At 59.4% G+C, this 17,064-nt stretch carries 17 protein-coding genes; 6 read left to right on the forward strand and 11 right to left on the reverse strand.

What is annotated here, in order from left to right; translation table 11 throughout:
- Positions 1-5: 5 nt before the first annotated feature.
- The 3 genes from AB9L16_RS24050 to AB9L16_RS24060 are packed head-to-tail and all read right to left on the reverse strand — an operon-like array spanning position 6 to position 2,983.
- Positions 6-302 carry a helix-turn-helix domain-containing protein gene (locus AB9L16_RS24050; protein ID WP_016772794.1) on the reverse strand — a complete coding sequence of 99 codons (297 nt, stop codon included), beginning with the start codon at positions 300-302 and terminating at the stop codon, positions 6-8.
- A gap of 18 nt (positions 303-320) precedes the next feature.
- Positions 321-815 (reverse strand): YgjP-like metallopeptidase domain-containing protein, encoded by a 495-nt coding sequence (locus tag AB9L16_RS24055; RefSeq protein WP_375122801.1) that lies wholly within the window; start codon positions 813-815, stop codon positions 321-323.
- 44 nt (positions 816-859) lie between these two features.
- Positions 860-2,983 carry a putative bifunctional diguanylate cyclase/phosphodiesterase gene (locus AB9L16_RS24060; RefSeq protein ID WP_375122802.1) on the reverse strand — a complete coding sequence of 708 codons (2,124 nt, stop codon included), beginning with the start codon at positions 2,981-2,983 and terminating at the stop codon, positions 860-862.
- A gap of 312 nt (positions 2,984-3,295) precedes the next feature.
- Between AB9L16_RS24060 and AB9L16_RS24065 the strand changes: the two genes are divergently transcribed.
- Positions 3,296-3,964 carry a polysaccharide lyase family 7 protein gene (locus AB9L16_RS24065; protein ID WP_016772792.1) on the forward strand — a complete coding sequence of 223 codons (669 nt, stop codon included), beginning with the start codon at positions 3,296-3,298 and terminating at the stop codon, positions 3,962-3,964.
- 217 nt (positions 3,965-4,181) lie between these two features.
- Here the strand turns inward: AB9L16_RS24065 and AB9L16_RS24070 are convergent, their stop codons facing one another.
- Positions 4,182-4,340 (reverse strand): ubiquitin-like protein, encoded by a 159-nt coding sequence (locus AB9L16_RS24070; RefSeq protein ID WP_375122803.1) that lies wholly within the window; start codon positions 4,338-4,340, stop codon positions 4,182-4,184.
- Positions 4,341-4,625: 285 nt separating this feature from the next.
- Between AB9L16_RS24070 and AB9L16_RS24075 the strand changes: the two genes are divergently transcribed.
- Entirely contained in the window at positions 4,626-4,973 is a 348-nt protein-coding gene (locus AB9L16_RS24075) for a hypothetical protein (RefSeq protein WP_375122804.1), read from the forward strand.
- Positions 4,974-5,187: 214 nt separating this feature from the next.
- Here AB9L16_RS24075 and fba read toward each other — a convergent pair whose 3' ends face one another.
- From fba to tkt, 6 genes are all read right to left on the reverse strand, one after another.
- Positions 5,188-6,252, reverse strand: coding sequence for a class II fructose-bisphosphate aldolase (gene fba, locus AB9L16_RS24080; RefSeq protein WP_008081027.1), 1,065 nt, complete (start codon positions 6,250-6,252; stop codon positions 5,188-5,190).
- 251 nt (positions 6,253-6,503) lie between these two features.
- On the reverse strand, positions 6,504-6,836 hold the full coding sequence (locus AB9L16_RS24085) for an MliC family protein (protein WP_083353737.1): 333 nt from the start codon (positions 6,834-6,836) through the stop codon (positions 6,504-6,506).
- Positions 6,837-6,893: 57 nt separating this feature from the next.
- On the reverse strand, positions 6,894-7,115 hold the full coding sequence (locus AB9L16_RS24090) for a hypothetical protein (RefSeq protein WP_016772786.1): 222 nt from the start codon (positions 7,113-7,115) through the stop codon (positions 6,894-6,896).
- Between the two features lie 34 nt (positions 7,116-7,149).
- On the reverse strand, positions 7,150-8,313 hold the full coding sequence (locus AB9L16_RS24095) for a phosphoglycerate kinase (RefSeq protein WP_375122805.1): 1,164 nt from the start codon (positions 8,311-8,313) through the stop codon (positions 7,150-7,152).
- A 12-nt stretch (positions 8,314-8,325) separates the two neighbouring features.
- Positions 8,326-9,378 (reverse strand): erythrose-4-phosphate dehydrogenase, encoded by a 1,053-nt coding sequence (gene epd, locus AB9L16_RS24100; protein ID WP_042606605.1) that lies wholly within the window; start codon positions 9,376-9,378, stop codon positions 8,326-8,328.
- A gap of 166 nt (positions 9,379-9,544) precedes the next feature.
- Positions 9,545-11,542, reverse strand: a complete 1,998-nt coding sequence (gene tkt, locus AB9L16_RS24105; protein WP_375122806.1) for a transketolase — start codon at positions 11,540-11,542, stop codon at positions 9,545-9,547.
- A 259-nt stretch (positions 11,543-11,801) separates the two neighbouring features.
- On the opposite strand from tkt, the gene AB9L16_RS24110 reads away from it, so the two are divergent.
- From AB9L16_RS24110 to AB9L16_RS24125, 4 genes are all read left to right on the forward strand, one after another.
- A complete protein-coding gene (locus AB9L16_RS24110) occupies positions 11,802-12,797 on the forward strand; it encodes a metalloregulator ArsR/SmtB family transcription factor (RefSeq protein ID WP_056786470.1) in 996 nt (331 codons plus the stop codon).
- An 18-nt stretch (positions 12,798-12,815) separates the two neighbouring features.
- Positions 12,816-14,006, forward strand: a complete 1,191-nt coding sequence (gene metK / locus AB9L16_RS24115; RefSeq protein WP_024014624.1) for a methionine adenosyltransferase — start codon at positions 12,816-12,818, stop codon at positions 14,004-14,006.
- 221 nt (positions 14,007-14,227) lie between these two features.
- Positions 14,228-15,904 carry an NAD-dependent DNA ligase LigB gene (gene ligB / locus AB9L16_RS24120; protein ID WP_150636888.1) on the forward strand — a complete coding sequence of 559 codons (1,677 nt, stop codon included), beginning with the start codon at positions 14,228-14,230 and terminating at the stop codon, positions 15,902-15,904.
- A 97-nt stretch (positions 15,905-16,001) separates the two neighbouring features.
- Entirely contained in the window at positions 16,002-16,397 is a 396-nt protein-coding gene (locus AB9L16_RS24125) for a DUF1090 domain-containing protein (RefSeq protein WP_016772779.1), read from the forward strand.
- A gap of 165 nt (positions 16,398-16,562) precedes the next feature.
- Here the strand turns inward: AB9L16_RS24125 and AB9L16_RS24130 are convergent, their stop codons facing one another.
- A complete protein-coding gene (locus AB9L16_RS24130; RefSeq protein WP_095181353.1) occupies positions 16,563-17,012 on the reverse strand; it encodes a cytochrome c in 450 nt (149 codons plus the stop codon).
- Positions 17,013-17,064: the final 52 nt, after the last annotated feature.

Here is a 17,064-nt window from a genome sequence, read left to right on the forward strand (position 1 = left end):
AGGAATCAGGGGTATTCCAGCACCGCTTTTATCTGCCGCAAATTGCGCTCGATCCATCCGCGATCAATCGCTCCCCACTCGCGAATCCGATAGCGCCCGGCATGATTGCGTGCGCCCTCTTCCTGTTCGAACTCGCAGATGATGTCCAGATCGGCCAGCGCGGCAATCGTGTCCTGCGCCGTGCGTCGCGGCATGCCAGTGACTTCGGTCAGCGTCGGCACACTCGGCGCCAGGCCGCTATCGATCAGATAAGCCACGTACAAACGGCGATAGAAACTGCTTTTGGTCTTGCTTACGTCCATCCACACCTTCCTGATTGGTCAAGCCTGCATATCCCGCCACGTCAGGTACACACGCAGATCGAACTCGATCTGGTGATACCCCGGCAGCATGTGCTCGCACAGTTTATAGAACGCCTTGTTGTGATCCGATTCCTTGAAGTGCGCCAGCTCGTGCACCACGATCATCTTCAGAAAATCCGGCGCGGCGTCCTTGAACAGCGCGGCGATGCGGATTTCCTTGTTGGCCTTGAGCTTGCCGCCCTGCACCCGTGACACCGTGGTGTGCAGACCGAGCGCGCGGTGGGTCAGGTCGAGGCGGTTGTCGAACAGCACTTTGTCGATCGCCGGCGCATTACGCATGTACTGCTGCTTGAGATCCAGCGCGTAGCTGTACAAGGCCTTGTCGCTCTGCACGTCGTGTCGCCCTGAATAGCGCTGATCCAGGTATTCACCCAGGCGCCCTTCGGCTATCAGTTGGCGCACCTGATTCTGCAATTGTGCGGGGTAGGCCTGGAGGTACTTCAACACAGTCATGGACGAGCGACGCGGTTCGAAAAAGGTCCGCCAGTGTAGCGAATTCAACCGGGCAACGCGCTCCAGTCAAACGGTTCAACGAAGCTGACCGCGTCTTCGGCGATCAACGGCCGCGCGACGAGGAAGCCCTGCACGTATTCGCAACCATGGGTTTGCAGCCACTGATATTGCTCGAGGGTTTCCACTCCTTCGGCAATCACCAGCAGACCGTATTGCTTGCACAGGTCGATGACCATGCGCACCAGCGCCGCATCCCGTGGCGAGTCCGGCAGGCGCGCGATCAAGTGGCGGTCGAGCTTCAGTGTGTCCAGTTCCAGATCGCGCAGATGTGCCAGCGAGCACGGCCCCGAACCAAAATCATCCAGCGCCACGCGCACCCCGAGATGACGCAGCAGCCGCAGTTGCTTGCGGGTTTCGTCCGGGTTTTGCATCAACGCTTCTTCGGTGACCTCGACTTCCAGTTGCCGCGGTTGCAACGCATGGCGTTCCATGACCTGTCGCAGTTCGGTGACCAGATTCGGCAGGCCGAACTGGGTATTGCTCAGGCTCACGCCGAGCACCAGATCATCGGCAAACAGCGCTTCCCAGGCTTTGCGCTGACCGGCGCCACGGTGATAGATCCAGCTGCCGAGGCGACTGATCAAGCGCGCCTCTTCCAGCAACGGCAGAAACAACCCCGGCGGCACGTCGCCGACGCTCGGATGCTGCCAGCGCAGCAACGCTTCGAACCCGCGAATCTGCCCGCTGCCGATCGCCACCTGCGGCTGATAGACCAGATTGAAATCGCGGTTCTCGATGGCCTCGCGCACGCTGTCTTCAAGCATCAGACGCGAGCGTGCGCGACCGTTCATTTCATGATCGTAGAAGCGATATTGCTGACGCCCGGCACGCTTGGCTTCGTACATGGCAATGTCCGAAGCGCGCAGCAAGCCGTCGAGGTTACGGCCACAGTCGGGATAAGTAGCGATGCCGATACTGGCGCCAAGAACGATATCCAGGTCTTCAATCTGCTGACAGACCGATACCCGTTCGATGAGTTTTTCGGCAATCTTCGCCGCTTGCTCGGGAAACTCCAGATCCAGCAGCGCGGTGAATTCATCGCCGCCCATGCGCGCGAGAATATCGAACGGTCGCAGGCACGCTTTCAATTGTTCGGAGACCCAGCGCAACACGCGGTCGCCGGCGTCATGGCCGAGGGAATCATTGACCCGTTTGAAGCCATCGAGATCGAGGTAGAGCAGCACCCAGCTGCTGTCGCTGCGTTCGCCGCGCAACAACAGGTTTTCCACGGTCTGGTAGAACCCGCGCCGGTTGAGCAGACCGGTCAGCGGATCGGTCACCGCCTGAAATTCCAGTTGCTGGTGCAAGTGACGCACCACCGACATGTCCAGCACCGTCACCACCATCGCATGCTGTTCCGAGGGCAGCGGTGCGCAGGACAAGGCCACCGGCACTTGCTGCCCAGGCGCGGTGCGCAACAACGCATCATGCAGGCGCAGGGTTTCCCCGCGTTGGTAGCCGGCGTAGAACTCGGAATCGGCCCACAGGGGAATATGTGGCTTCTGCAGGAAATCGAGAAACTCCTTGCCTTCCAGATCCTTCACCGGCGCATTGAGCAGTCGCGAAATCGCCGGGTTGGCGAAGCGGATCACGCCGTCCTCGCTCAACACCAGAATGCCTTCGGCGGCGTTGTCCAGCACCGAGGCATTGAAAGCGCGCGCCACTTCCAGGTCATGACTCAGGCGTTGCAGGGCACGGCGATTGCGCTGGTGCTCGAGTAGCGCCTGGACTTTGGGCTTGAGAATTTGCGGATCGAACGGCTTGAACAGGTAATCCACCGCGCCGCTGGCATAGCCTTTGATCACGGCGTCCTGAGATTGCTCGTTGGCGGTGAGGAAAATGATCGGCGTCAGCCGCGTGCGCTGGCTGCCGCGCATCAGCCGCGCGACCTCGAAACCGTCCATGCCGGGCATCTGCACATCGAGCAGGACCAGGTCGATGTCGTGTTCGAGCAAAAGGTTCAGTGCCTCGAAACCCGAGGCGGCGGTCATCACGTGCCAATCCTGACGCTGCAGCAACGCGCGCATGCTGATCAGATTTTCGGGGTAATCATCGACGATCAAAAGGACCGAGCTGCCTTCACCTGGCTGGGGTTGCGCGCATTCCATGCTGCTTCTCTTATCGGGACCGGTTGCCGGCAAAACCATAGACGTACTGAGCCTTCACTCTAGACGCGGATCAGTGAAAGCAGAAGCTGTCATCCCGCCATCATTTAAACAATGCTCAACCCAGCCGACTAACGGTCACCGCTACAGCCCCCGAAAACCGGGCGGGATGGCATTTCGACAGGACTTTGACGTCAAGCAATCGCCGGACGGGCATTAACAAAAATTGCCGCTACGCTTATAAAGACGCCCGAAAACGCGCGGGCTAGAGCTTCTGGCACCGGCGTTCCGGATGAATTGATTGGAAGAACCGTCATGATCGACCTCGCAACCTGGAACCTCAGCGTTCCTGTTGGCAGCCCGCCGTACACCGTTGAAACCTCGAAACTGGTGGATGGCTTCAAGGATCAGTACTTCCATTCCGACACCGGCACCCTGTTCTTCTGGTCCCCGGTGACTGGCTCGAAAACCGAAAACGCCATCTACCCGCGTACCGAACTGCGCGAAACCTACAGCAACGGCACCCTGCGCAACTGGTACTACCCGGACGCCGACAACCTGCTGCGCGCCACCCTCGCGGTGAACAAGGTGCCGAGCTCGGGCAAGATCGTCATCGGCCAGATTCACGCGTACGAAAGCCAGCGGCCGATGGTCAAGCTCGAATACCAGTACAAGGAAAAAACCCAGACCGGCAATCTGGTGATCAAAGTGCGCATGCGCCCGGACGACGCCGAAAGCCGCGTCATCACCCTCGCCACCGGCGTCAAGCTTGATCGCGAATTCAACTATCTCATCCACTTGAGCCCCGGCGGTGCGCTGGGCGTGAGTGCGGCGGGCTATCAGTGGGACTCCCAGATCAGCGCGACCTGGCGCGACAAGCCGCTGTACTTCAAGGCCGGCGTGTATGTGCAGGACAACACCGGCTATACCAGTGAGGGTGGGCAGGTGACGTTTACCAAACTGGATATTGATCACGACAAGTAGCTTACGTCCTCCTGTAAGAGCCACTGCGGGCTACGATCTTTTGATTGTTTTGGATGCTGAAAAGACAAATCGAAAGATCGCACCTCAGCGAGATCGGATTGATCTTCAAAATCCTTTCCGCATCACCGGACGTTCAATAACCGGATCTACAGCTCGGCGGTCACAAAAAACAATACAGCGGAAGCCGTGATTACCGTTCTACCATCTAAGGACCAAGTCAAGAACTGCTCCTTTTTTTCTTGTAGTCAGACAATGCTCGACCATCGTCGAGCTGTTTGCCAGCAAAAATCAGGCGTTGCTGATCGGGTGAAATACCCTCTTTATCTTGAACTTTTGCTTTTACGTTTTCTATGGTGTCCAACGGCTCAGCATGCACCAGACCTATTGAATAATGTTAAATAGCATCTATGACCTTCATCGACAAAGGGACCGATAAAGGGGACACGCCGATACATCGAACTCCTCCAGTAACCCCGCAGACTATTTCACTGGCTCATCCCACAGATCAAAAAATTAAGTTCGCACGCATCATCCATAGCTAAATATTATAAATAACTGTCATTTATATCAGGTTACCTGCAAGCCTTTCTTGCCTAATCTCATGAACGCAACAGGAGACATCCTATTTGACTTTAATACTCGAATGCAGAAGGTGAACATCATGAAAACTTACAATGGCTTCGTATTCAACGCTAGTGAGCAACATGCCGCCACACTTAAATTTGACGATCTAGGCCAGCAAAACGGCAATATAAGCAAAGGCTACATGGACTATTGCGGACTAGATTTCATCGTCACTGGCACCTATACAAAACCCACCAGGTCTTTTAATCTTCAAGCGAAATCAGATGCCACGAAAAGAGATGAGTTTAACCATGGCCCAAGCTCTCTCTCGATCAAGATGAAATCGTCTGACGGGACCGACAGCTACTTGGAAGGTACAGTTAAAGTTGAATCAGGTGGGCCGAATGTCGGCCAGACATACGGAATCAAATTCACAAGAAGCTGACTTTTTTATTACCGATAAAACTGGATAAATCAGTTAACCTCAACGTTTATCTCATTCTTCCGATGACGCGGATAGATCGCCTCCAGCGAGATCTGCTGAATCTTCGAAGCATTATAAATTGCTCTTACTTTAAATCACTTCGTCAGGCGTAATAGTTGCCCACAAAAAACCCGCCTCTCGGCGGGTTTCTTTTTAATCAGCTCAACGCTCAGGCTCAGTTGACCTTGGCGTTCAACTCACCCTTCAGATAACGCTGGTACATCGCTTCCAGCGAGATCGGTTTGATCTTCGAAGCATTACCGGCAGTACCGAACGCTTCATAACGTGCGATACATACATCGCGCATTGCGGTCACGGTGGCGCCGAAGAATTTACGTGGGTCGAATTCGCTCGGGTTGGTGGCCATCAGGCGACGCATGGCGCCAGTAGAGGCCAGGCGCAGGTCGGTGTCGATGTTGACCTTGCGCACGCCGTGCTTGATGCCTTCGACGATCTCTTCAACCGGGACGCCGTAGGTTTCTTTGATGTCGCCGCCGTACTGGTTGATGATCGCCAGCCACTCTTGTGGCACGGAGGACGAACCGTGCATCACCAAGTGGGTGTTCGGGATGCGCTTGTGGATTTCCTTGATGCGGTCGATCGCCAGCACGTCGCCGGTTGGTGGCTTGGTGAACTTGTAGGCACCGTGGCTGGTGCCGATGGCGATGGCCAGGGCATCGACCTGGGTGCGCTTGACGAAGTCAGCGGCTTCTTCCGGGTCGGTCAGCATCTGGCTGTGATCCAGAACGCCTTCAGCGCCGATGCCGTCTTCTTCACCGGCCATACCGGTTTCCAGCGAACCCAGGCAACCCAGCTCGCCCTCTACCGAAACGCCGCAGGCGTGAGCCATGGCCACGGTTTGTTGGGTAACGCGGACGTTGTAGTCGTAGTCGGTCGGGGTCTTGCCGTCTTCGCCCAGCGAGCCGTCCATCATTACCGAGCTGAAGCCCAGTTGAATCGAGCGCTGGCAAACGTCAGGGCTGGTGCCATGGTCCTGGTGCATGCACACCGGGATGTGCGGGAATTCTTCGATCGCGGCCAGGATCAAGTGACGCAGGAACGGTGCGCCGGCGTATTTGCGGGCGCCGGCCGAAGCCTGGACGATCACCGGGGAGTCAGTCTTGTCAGCGGCTTCCATGATGGCGCGCATCTGCTCAAGGTTGTTGACGTTGAAGGCTGGAACGCCGTAGCCGAACTCGGCTGCGTGGTCCAGCATCTGGCGCATGCTGATAAGTGCCATTGTGTGTGTCTCTCCCGGTTGAGGGTCGTTGATCGTGCCAGCCTGCCGAAGCGGCGGCGGCTATTCAAGTTAATGCAGATCGGGGGTTGAGGCCCGGTCTGGTGATTCGGTAAAGCAAATTCCAAGAACTACACAGATCCCCTGTGGGAGCGAGCCTGCTCGCGAAAGCAATCTTGCAGTCGCTGATGCAGTGCCTGCCAGGCCGCTTTCGCGAGCAGGCTCGCTCCCACAGTAGAACTGTGGTGTGTCAATTACTGCGCCTTGCAACCACGGCCAATCAGGTCATTGGTGGCGACCCAGTACACCAGGCCTTCGTCACCCTTGACGTGAAACGCCAGCATGCCGTCGCTGTACAGCGTGCCCGAGGCGCCCGGCTCTTCTTTCAGACGATAGACCTGATCACCGCCGCCGAGGCGAACGTCGACTTCCTTCTGTCCGGCATCGGCGTAACGCCACAACACCTTGGCCTGACTGTCGCAGGTCCAGGTCGTCCAGTTGTCTGCCGGGGCCGACGACTGAAACAGGTTCAACTGCGCGCAACCACCCAACAATGCCAACGCCGCAATGGCGATCAAGCCTTTCATCCGTGTTCCTCGACTGACGCCGCACGCCGCCAGCCCTGAGTTAAAGAGTCAGACCCGTCAAGGACAACCATGTTCCTTGACCGGGGTTTGCGTCTCGTATTTGTCCAGGCCGTCCGGGCCCGAGCGCTTGTTCAGCACCGGGTTGGTTTCGGCCTGCCAGTCGGCCTGATAACAGCCCTTCTGCGGCTCGCTCGGTGCTGGCGTCGCGTCAGCCTTCGGGGTGCTCCCGCAGGCCGCCAGCGTACCGGTCAGCAACAACAGCGCTAACGACTTGACCATGTGAACACTCCTTTGCCTGGCCAAACGGGCGGCCTCAGGCCTTGGCCCGGCTTTCCAGGACTTCAACGGCAGGCAGCACCTTGCCCTCGACGAATTCGAGGAACGCGCCACCACCGGTGGAAATGTAGGAGATCTGCTCAGCCACGCCATATTTATCGATCGCCGCCAGGGTGTCGCCACCGCCCGCGATGGAGAATGCCGAGCTTTCGGCGATAGCCTGGGCCAGCACTTTGGTGCCGTTGCCGAACTGATCGAACTCGAACACACCAACCGGGCCGTTCCACAGAATGGTTTTCGACGACTTCAGCAGCTCGGCGAAATTGGCTGCAGTTTGCGGACCGATGTCGAGAATCATGTCGTCAGCCGCCACGTCAGCGATCAGCTTGACGGTCGCTTCAGCGCTTTCGGCAAATTCCTTGGCGACCACAACGTCAACCGGCAACGGTACGCTGACTTTGGCAGCGATTTCACGCGCGGTGTCGAGCAGGTCCGGTTCGTACAGCGACTTGCCGACCGGGTGACCAGCCGCCGCGAGGAAGGTGTTGGCGATGCCGCCGCCGACGATCAGTTGATCGCAGATCTGGCTCAGGCTGTTCAGCACGTCGAGTTTGGTCGACACCTTGGAGCCGGCAACGATGGCTGCCATTGGCTTGGCCGGCGCGCCGAGGGCTTTGCCCAGTGCATCCAGCTCAGCGGCCAGCAACGGGCCGGCGGCAGCGACTTTGGCGAACTTGGCTACACCATGGGTCGAACCCTCGGCGCGGTGAGCAGTACCGAAGGCGTCCATCACGAACACGTCGCAGAGGGCCGCGTATTGCTGCGCCAGGTCGTCGGCGTTCTTCTTCTCGCCCTTGTTGAAGCGTACGTTTTCAAACAGCACGACGTCGCCAGCCTTGACCTCAACGCCACCGAGGTAGTCAGCCACCAGCGGCACTTCACGGCCAAGCGCTTTGCTCAGGTAATCGGCGACAGGTTTCAGGCTGTTTTCGGCGGAGAATTCGCCTTCGGTAGGACGGCCCAGGTGCGAGCAGACCATCACTGCCGCGCCTTTTTCCAGGGCCAGCTTGATGGTCGGCAGCGAAGCCAGGATGCGCGCGTCGCTGGTGACAACACCGTCCTTGACGGGGACGTTGAGGTCTTCGCGGATCAATACGCGCTTACCTTGCAGATCGAGGTCGGACATCTTCAACACGGTCATGGGTCGCACTTCCTACGGTTTTTTTGAAGTTGCTGTTTGCAGATAGTGGTCTGCAACGTCCAGCATTCGGTTGGCAAAACCCCATTCGTTGTCGAACCAGGCCAGGATGTTCACCAGTTTGGGGCCGGAAACTCGGGTCTGGCTGGCATCGACGATGGCCGAATGTGGGTCATGGTTGAAATCACAGCTGGCGTGCGGTAACTCGGTATAGGCCAGAAGGCCTTTGAGCGGGCCGCTGGTGGCGGCTTCGCGCAGGATCCGGTTGACCTCATTGGCGTCAGTCGCCGTGGCGGTCTGCATCGTGATGTCGAGGCAGGACACGTTGACTGTCGGCACGCGCACGGCTTTGGCCTGAATTCGCCCGGCAAGTTCCGGCAGCAGGCGCTCGATACCGCGCGCCAGACCAGTGGACACCGGGATCACCGACTGGAACGCCGAACGCGTGCGGCGCAGGTCTTCGTGGTGATAGGCGTCGATCACTGGCTGATCGTTCATCGCCGAGTGAATCGTGGTGATCGACACGTAATCGAGGCCGATCGCCTGATCGAGCAGGCGCAGCAGCGGCACGCCGCAATTTGTCGTGCAGGAGGCATTGGACACCAGCAGTTCGTCGCCGGTCAGGCAGTCCTGATTGACGCCGTAGACGATGGTGGCGTCGACATCCGCTTCGCTGGCCATCGGCTGCGAAAACAGCACGCGCGGTGCGCCGGCGTCGAGAAAACGCTGGCCATCGGCACGGGTGTGGTAAGCGCCGGAGCACTCAAGCACCAGATCGACGCCCAGCGACGCCCAATCGATGCCTTCGGGGGTGGCACTGCGCAGGACCTTCACGCAGTCGCCATTGATATGCAGACAATCGCCTTCAACCCGCACTTCGCCGGGAAAGCGGCCGTGGGTGGAGTCGAAGCGTGTCAGGTATTCGATGCTGGCCATGTCGGCCAGATCGTTGATCGCGACAATTTCAAACCCGGCCTTAGCGCCGCGCTCGAACAACGCCCGCAAGACGCAACGACCAATCCGGCCGTAGCCGTTGAGTGCAACTTTGTAGGGACGCGGTTGAGGCATGGGGTTCTCGATAGATTCGCTAACAACACAACCCCATGTAGGAGCTGACGAGTGAAACGAGGCTGCGATCTTTTGATCTTGTTTTTAAGATCAAGATCAAAAGATCGCAGCCTTCGGCAGCTCCTACAGGGGAACGCGGCGGCCAGGGCCACCGCATTCGTACTGCTTAGTCTTCCAGCAGCTCTTCAGCCTGACCGAGGATGTTTTCCAGGGTGAAGCCGAACTCTTCGAACAATGCCGAAGCCGGCGCCGACTCACCGTAGGTGGTCATGCCGATCACACGACCTTCCAGACCCACGTACTTGAACCAGAAATCGGCGTGGGCCGCTTCGATGGCGATACGCGCGCTGACCTGCAATGGCAGAACCGACTGCTTGTACTCCGCATCCTGAGCATCGAACGCGCTGGTGCAAGGCATCGAGACCACGCGAACCTTGCGGCCCTGCTCGGTCAGTTTGTCGTAGGCCTGTACGGCCAGACCGACTTCCGAACCGGTGGCGATCAGGATCAGCTCAGGCTCGCCTGCGCAGTCCTTGAGCACATAACCACCACGGCTGATGTTGGCAATCTGGCCAGCGTCGCGTTCCTGGTGCTGCAGGTTCTGCCGCGAGAAGATCAGCGCCGACGGGCCGTCCTTGCGCTCCAGCGCGTTTTTCCAGGCCACTGCCGATTCCACGGCATCGGCTGGACGCCAGGTGTCGAGGTTCGGCGTGCTGCGCAGGCTGGTCAATTGCTCGATCGGCTGGTGCGTCGGGCCGTCTTCGCCCAGACCGATAGAGTCGTGGGTGTACACGTGAATCACGCGCTTCTTCATCAAAGCAGACATACGTACGGCGTTGCGTGCGTATTCCATGAACATCAGGAAGGTCGCGCCGTAAGGCACCAGACCGCCGTGCAGGGCGACGCCGTTCATGATCGCGGTCATGCCGAACTCGCGCACGCCGTAGTACATGTAGTTGCCGCTGGCGTCTTCAGCGCTGACGCCTTTGCAGCCTTTCCACAGGGTCAGGTTGGAGCCGGCGAGGTCAGCCGAACCGCCGAGCATTTCCGGCAGCAGCGGGCCGAAAGCGTTGAGGGTGTTCTGGCTGGCTTTGCGGCTGGCGATGGTTTCGCCCTTGGCGGCGACTTCGGCGATGTAAGCCGAGGCTTTTTCCGAGAAGTCGGCCGGCAGTTCGCCGCTCAGACGACGGATCAGCTCGTTGGCTTCAGTCGGGAATGCAGCGGAGTAAGCGGCGAAACGCTGATCCCACTCGGCTTCGACCGCGCGGCCAGCTTCTTTGGCGTCCCACTCGGCATAGATCTCGGCCGGGATTTCGAACGGGCCGTAGTTCCAGTTCAATGCCTGACGGGTCAGGGCGATTTCTGCGTCACCCAATGGGGCGCCGTGGCAATCTTCCTTGCCCTGCTTGTTCGGCGAACCGAAACCGATGGTGGTCTTGCAGCAGATCAGCGTCGGTTGAGCGCTCTTGCGTGCGGTTTCGATGGCGGTCTTGATCTCTTCCGGATCGTGGCCGTCGACGTTGCGGATCACCTGCCAGTTGTAGGCTTCGAAACGCTTCGGCGTGTCATCGGTGAACCAGCCTTCGACTTCACCGTCGATGGAAATGCCGTTGTCATCGTAGAAGGCAATCAGCTTGCCCAGGCCCAGCGTGCCGGCCAGGGAGGCGACCTCGTGGGAAATGCCTTCCATCATGCAGCCATCACCGAGGAACACGTAGGTGTGGTGATCAACGATGTTGTGGCCGGGACGGTTGAACTGCGCGCCCATGACTTTTTCAGCCAGAGCGAAACCGACGGCGTTGGCCAGACCCTGACCCAGCGGGCCGGTGGTGGTTTCGACGCCCGGGGTGTAACCGAATTCCGGGTGGCCTGGAGTGCGGCTGTGCAGTTGACGGAACTGCTTGAGGTCGTCGATCGACAGGTCGTAGCCGGTCAGGTGCAGCAGCGAGTAGATCAACATCGAGCCGTGGCCGTTGGACAGCACGAAGCGGTCACGGTCGGCGAACGACGGGTTGCTCGGGTTGTGCTTGAGGTAGTCGCGCCACAGCACTTCGGCAATATCTGCCATACCCATAGGGGCACCGGGATGGCCGCTGTTGGCTTTTTGCACGGCATCCATGCTGAGGGCACGAATGGCGTTGGCACGCTCACGACGGCTAGGCATCGCTGATCTCCTGGGTGTGAATAGACTGAAACGGAAAAAAGGAGGGCATTTTCCCTCACCCATGCGCCTCGGGGCAATGACAGATAGTCATCGGCAGGCGTTTTTCCAATCGATAGCACAGGTTTCGCTTGGTGAAACCTTTCCGCTATTCGTTTGTAGAGACTGCCGTCCGCCGAGAAGTGCCATTTATCGAGCAATATCAAAACTTTTTGATATTGACCTTGCGGTGCCTTGCCCCCGTCTCTAGACTGCCAGCCCTATGAACTTACGCGTGCCTTCCATTCGCCATGACGATTGCGACGAGCTGGCGGCCCTGTGCAAGGCCGGCGGCGATCCGCTGCGGCTGAATGTATTGCGCGCGCTGGCCAACGATTCGTTTGGCGTGCTGGAGCTGGCGCAGATTTTCGGCATCGGCCAGTCGGGCATGAGCCATCACCTCAAGGTGCTGGCGCAAGCCGACCTGGTGGCGACACGCCGTGAGGGCAACGCAATTTTTTATCGTCGTGCCCTGCCCCACAGCGAATTGCTCGGCGGCAAGCTGCACGCGGCATTGCTGGAAGAAGTCGACAATCTGGATCTGCCCGATGAAGTGCAAGCACGCATCGAGCAGGTTCATGGTCAGCGTGCCGCCGCCAGCCGGGATTTTTTCGCCCGGGTCGCGGAGAAATTCCGTGCCCAGCAAGATTTGATCGCAGGCCTGCCGCAGTACCGTGACAGCGTGCTGGCCCTGCTCGACAAACTGAACTTCGATGGTGCAGCCACGGCCATTGAAGTCGGCCCCGGCGATGGTGCTTTTCTGCCGGAACTGGCCCGTCGTTTCGGCACCGTAACCGCGCTGGACAACAGCCCGGCGATGCTCGAACTGGCGCGTCAGGTGTGTGAACGTGAACAGCTGGCTAACGTCAGCCTGCAATTGGCCGATGCATTGAACGGCACAAGCCTCAAGGCCCATTGCGTAGTGTTGAACATGGTCCTGCACCATTTCGCCGCTCCGGCCGATGCGCTCAGGCACATGGCCGATCTGCTGCAACCGGGCGGTAGCCTGCTCGTGACAGAGTTATGTAGCCACAACCAGAGTTGGGCCAGGGAGGCCTGCGGTGATCTCTGGTTGGGGTTTGAACAGGACGATCTGGCCCGTTGGGCCACCGCTGCGGGACTCGTTCCCGGGGAAAGCCTCTATGTAGGCTTACGTAATGGTTTCCAGATCCAGGTTCGCCACTTTCAGCGACCGGCTGGCGACACTCACCATCGGTAAATTCAGGAAAACATCGAGATGAGCGAATACTCCCTCTTCACCTCCGAGTCCGTGTCTGAAGGACATCCGGACAAAATCGCCGACCAGATTTCCGATGCGGTGCTGGACGCCATTATTGCCCAGGACAAACACGCTCGCGTGGCCGTGGAAACCCTGGTCAAGACCGGCGTAGCCATCGTTGCCGGTGAAGTGACCACCAGCGCCTGGGTCGACCTGGAGCAGATCGTTCGTGACGTGATTTGCGACATCGGCTACACCAGCTCCGAAGTCGGCTTCGACGGCGCGACCTGCGGCGTGATGAACATCATCGGCAAGCAGTCCCCTGACATCAACCAGGGTGTTGACCGCGCCAAGCCTGAAGATCAGGGCGCCGGCGACCAGGGCCTGATGTTCGGCTACGCCAGCAACGAAACCGACGTTTTGATGCCAGCGCCGATCACCTTCTCGCACCAGCTGGTGCAGCGTCAGGCTGAAGCACGCAAGTCGGGCCTGCTGCCTTGGCTGCGTCCGGATGCCAAGTCGCAAGTGACCTGCCGGTACGAAGGCGGCAAGGTTGTCGGCATCGACGCTGTGGTTCTGTCGACCCAGCACAACCCGGAAGTGTCGTACAAAGACCTGCGCGAAGGCGTAATGGAGCTGATCGTCAAGCACGTACTGCCTGCCGAACTGCTGAGCAAGGACACCCAGTTCCACATCAACCCGACCGGCCAGTTCATCATTGGCGGCCCGGTAGGTGACTGCGGTCTGACCGGTCGCAAGATCATCGTCGACAGCTACGGCGGCATGGCCCGTCACGGCGGCGGCGCGTTCTCCGGCAAGGATCCATCGAAGGTTGACCGTTCGGCTGCCTACGCAGGCCGTTACGTGGCCAAGAACATCGTTGCGGCCGGCCTTGCCGAGCGTTGCGAGATTCAGGTGTCCTACGCGATCGGTGTGGCCCAGCCTACGTCGATCTCGTTGAACACCTTCGGCACCGGCAAGATCAGCGATGACAAGATCATCAAACTGGTGCGTGAAGTGTTCGACCTGCGTCCATACGCGATCACCACCATGCTCGACCTGCTGCACCCGATGTACCAGGAAACCGCAGCCTACGGCCACTTCGGTCGCGCGCCGCAGACCAAGACCGTTGGCGAAGACAGCTTCACCACGTTCACCTGGGAAAAAACCGACCGCGCCGACGCCCTGCGTTCCGCCGCTGGCCTGTAATACCCTGGCTGCAAGAAAGCCCCGCACGGTTCGCGCCGTGCGGGGCTTTTTCATGCCTGACAGATTTTTGAGATCCCTGCGGGAGCGAGCCTGCTCGCGAAGGCGCCCGCTCATGCAACGTCAATTCAGAATCCGGAAACACCTCGAAAAACACCCCCGGTAACGCATTTCGAATCCTCACCTACCCTTCAAATATTACCCCCGAGCAAGGACGCTCAACGATGCTCTTCACACTGCGCCTGTTGCTGGCCTTCCTGCTGGCACTCATCACCCTTGTCAGCCAAGCCAACTGTCCGAACTGGGATCGTTCCCAAGCCCAACGCGAAATCACCACCCTGCAAAACCGGATCGACCAATGGGACGACGCCTATCACCGCGAAGGCCGTTCATTGATCAGCGACGAACTCTATGACCAGTCCCGACTGCGGCTGAAAGAATGGCAAGCCTGTTTCAACCAACCCTCATCCCCGCAGCCGTTGCACACCGCGTCCGGCCCGGTCACCCACCCCATCGCCCACACCGGTCTGGACAAGCTGCACAAAGCCGAAGACGTCGCCCACTGGTTGCGTGATCGCCAGAACGTCTGGGTGCAGCCCAAGGTCGACGGCGTGGCTGTCACGCTGATCTACCGCCAGGGGATATTGCAGCAGGCGATCAGTCGCGGTGACGGGGTCAACGGCCAGGACTGGACCGCCTCCGCGCGCAGGATTGCAGCCATTCCGCAACGGTTGAGGCAGCCACGGGATCTGCTGGTACAGGGCGAACTCTATTGGCGTCTGAATGCACATGTTCAATCACAGTCCGGCAGCGTCAATGCCCGCGCCACCGTCGCCGGGCTGATGGGGCGCAAATCCCTCGATGCCGAACAGGCCGCCGGGATCGGCCTGTTTGTCTGGGACTGGCCGCAAGGTCCTGTGCGGCTGCCGGAAAGATTGTCCGAACTTCAGACATTGGGGTTCGCCACAACCGAGCCCTATACCCAGCCCGTCACCCGATTCGAAGAAGCGCAAAAATGGCGCGAGCACTGGTATCGCTCGCCACTGCCCTTTGCCAGCGACGGCGTGGTGCTGCGCCAGAGCCAACGGCCACCCGCCGAACGCTGGCAGGCTCGCGCGCCGTATTGGGCGATCGCCTGGAAATACCCGTTCGCCCAGGCATTGGCCGAAGTGCGCAAGGTCAATTTCAAGATCGGCCGCACCGGGCGGATCACGCCGGTGCTGGAACTGCTGCCGGTCAGACTCGATGCCCGCGAAATCAAACGGGTCAGCGTCAGCTCACTCAAGCGCTGGCAAACCCTCGACATCCGTCCCGGCGATCAGGTGGCAATCAGTCTGGCCGGGCTGACCATTCCGCGCCTCGACAGTGTCGTGCTGCGCACCAGCGAACGGGCGGACATCAACATCCCCGATGCTGGCGACTACCACGCCCTGAGCTGCTGGCAACCGACGCCGGGGTGTGAAAGCCAGTTTCTCGCGCGTCTGACCTGGCTCAGTGGCAAGCAGGGCCTGGCCATGCAGCATGTCGGTCGCGGCACTTGGGAGAAACTTTTGGAAACAGGCCGTCTGAAACACCTGCTGGATTGGCTGACCCTCGATGCGTCAGAGCTTGCTAACATTGCCGGCCTCGGCGAGCGCAGCAGCGCACGGCTGATCGACAGTTTTCAGGGCGCGCGGCAACAGCCGTTCGCTCGATGGTTGAAAGCGCTGGGCATGCCGCCGGCCGGACAGGCACAACTGGACGATTCGTGGCAGGCCCTGGCACAACGCGACACTGAACAATGGCAGGCAGAAGCCGGTATCGGCCCGGGACGCGCGGCGCAACTGAGCGCATTCTTTCGCGACCCGCAGGTACTGGCTTTGAGTGACACCCTGAAAGCCGCCGGAATCGACGGCTTCTGAACCTGCAATCCCCGCCCGGCGGGAACCCAACGGCCGGCCAGACGCTCCAACAGCGCAGTGCCCTCCCACCCCGATTGCCTTTGCACATGGAGCTTTTATGAAATTTCTCGCACCGCTCGCCCTGCTTACTCTTTGCGGCGTCATGGCCGCCCCGGTCATGGCCGAAGAAGACGGCCCGGGCCTGACCGGTTGCGCTGCCAAGAAGCAGGGCATCATCAATCAGATCGAACAGGCCAAGTCGCGCGGCAACATGGAGCAGCAGGCAGGCCTGGAAACCGCACTGCGCGAAGTGAACGAACACTGCACCGACGCCGGGCTGAAGAAAGAGCGTGAGAACAAGGTGCTTGAGGCCAAGCATGAGGTGAGCCAGCGTCAGGCGGATCTCGACAAGGCCATGAAGAAGGGCGATCCGGAGAAGATCAACAAACGCAAGGAAAAGCTCGCCGAGTCGCGCAAGGAACTGCAGGAAGCGCTGGACGAGATCGATAAGTAACCCAAGCCCTGTGGTGAGGGGATTTATCCCCGTCCGGCGGCGAAGCCGTCGCAAATTCGACTGGTCGGGTCCGACTGAAAAAACTCGGTTATATGGTTTTTGGGCTGCTTCGCAGCCCATCGGGGATGAATCCCCTCGCCACAAGGTACTCAGCAGCCTCAGGAATCAATGATCGCGAAACTCTTTATGGCAAGCACTGCAGGCATCCTCGACTTTCTGCACTGCCGGTCCGAGATTGCTGGCCTTGTACGGCTGAACCTGACTGGCGACCACCAGTTCACCGGTAGCCGCTTCGAGGGCGCGGGCCAGTTGCTGAAAACGCGCCTGTTTCTGCCAGACATCGTCCTTGGCGCTGGTGTGATCTTCCTCGCGCACCTGCGGAAAATGCTTCCACGGTTCATGGGCCAACGCATCAAGTCTGACCGCGCCCTCGGCAAATTTCGGTCCGTCGAAGGCAATGCGCCCACGCAACATGCCGCCGAGGTCTTCGCTGGTCTTGAGCATCTGCTTGAAGATGGCCTTGCGCTGGCCCAGCGGCGAATTCGGGTCGACGCCGCCACAGGCGGACAAGGTCAGACAGGCCAGCAATACAACAGCAATTGGTTTCAGAGTCATGATGGCTTCAGGTCGCGGAAATCGGCGGCCAGTATCCTCGGCTCACCGCCAA

Origin of the sequence: Pseudomonas sp. LW8 (assembly GCF_041956865.1) — a bacterium.
GTDB lineage: Bacteria > Pseudomonadota > Gammaproteobacteria > Pseudomonadales > Pseudomonadaceae > Aquipseudomonas > Aquipseudomonas siliginis.

Excerpts from the sequence above, each read along its gene's own strand:
- AB9L16_RS24050 (WP_016772794.1), bottom strand. The coding sequence starts at position 302 with ATGGACGTAAGCAAGACCAAAAGCAGTTTCTATCGCCGTTTGTACGTG.
- AB9L16_RS24055 (WP_375122801.1), bottom strand. The coding sequence starts at position 815 with ATGACTGTGTTGAAGTACCTCCAGGCCTACCCCGCACAATTGCAGAAT.
- AB9L16_RS24060 (WP_375122802.1), bottom strand. The coding sequence starts at position 2,983 with ATGGAATGCGCGCAACCCCAGCCAGGTGAAGGCAGCTCGGTCCTTTTG.
- AB9L16_RS24065 (WP_016772792.1), top strand. The coding sequence starts at position 3,296 with ATGATCGACCTCGCAACCTGGAACCTCAGCGTTCCTGTTGGCAGCCCG.
- AB9L16_RS24075 (WP_375122804.1), top strand. The coding sequence starts at position 4,626 with ATGAAAACTTACAATGGCTTCGTATTCAACGCTAGTGAGCAACATGCC.
- fba (WP_008081027.1), bottom strand. The coding sequence starts at position 6,252 with ATGGCACTTATCAGCATGCGCCAGATGCTGGACCACGCAGCCGAGTTC.
- AB9L16_RS24085 (WP_083353737.1), bottom strand. The coding sequence starts at position 6,836 with ATGAAAGGCTTGATCGCCATTGCGGCGTTGGCATTGTTGGGTGGTTGC.
- AB9L16_RS24090 (WP_016772786.1), bottom strand. The coding sequence starts at position 7,115 with ATGGTCAAGTCGTTAGCGCTGTTGTTGCTGACCGGTACGCTGGCGGCC.
- AB9L16_RS24095 (WP_375122805.1), bottom strand. The coding sequence starts at position 8,313 with ATGACCGTGTTGAAGATGTCCGACCTCGATCTGCAAGGTAAGCGCGTA.
- epd (WP_042606605.1), bottom strand. The coding sequence starts at position 9,378 with ATGCCTCAACCGCGTCCCTACAAAGTTGCACTCAACGGCTACGGCCGG.
- tkt (WP_375122806.1), bottom strand. The coding sequence starts at position 11,542 with ATGCCTAGCCGTCGTGAGCGTGCCAACGCCATTCGTGCCCTCAGCATG.
- AB9L16_RS24110 (WP_056786470.1), top strand. The coding sequence starts at position 11,802 with ATGAACTTACGCGTGCCTTCCATTCGCCATGACGATTGCGACGAGCTG.
- metK (WP_024014624.1), top strand. The coding sequence starts at position 12,816 with ATGAGCGAATACTCCCTCTTCACCTCCGAGTCCGTGTCTGAAGGACAT.
- ligB (WP_150636888.1), top strand. The coding sequence starts at position 14,228 with ATGCTCTTCACACTGCGCCTGTTGCTGGCCTTCCTGCTGGCACTCATC.
- AB9L16_RS24125 (WP_016772779.1), top strand. The coding sequence starts at position 16,002 with ATGAAATTTCTCGCACCGCTCGCCCTGCTTACTCTTTGCGGCGTCATG.
- AB9L16_RS24130 (WP_095181353.1), bottom strand. The coding sequence starts at position 17,012 with ATGACTCTGAAACCAATTGCTGTTGTATTGCTGGCCTGTCTGACCTTG.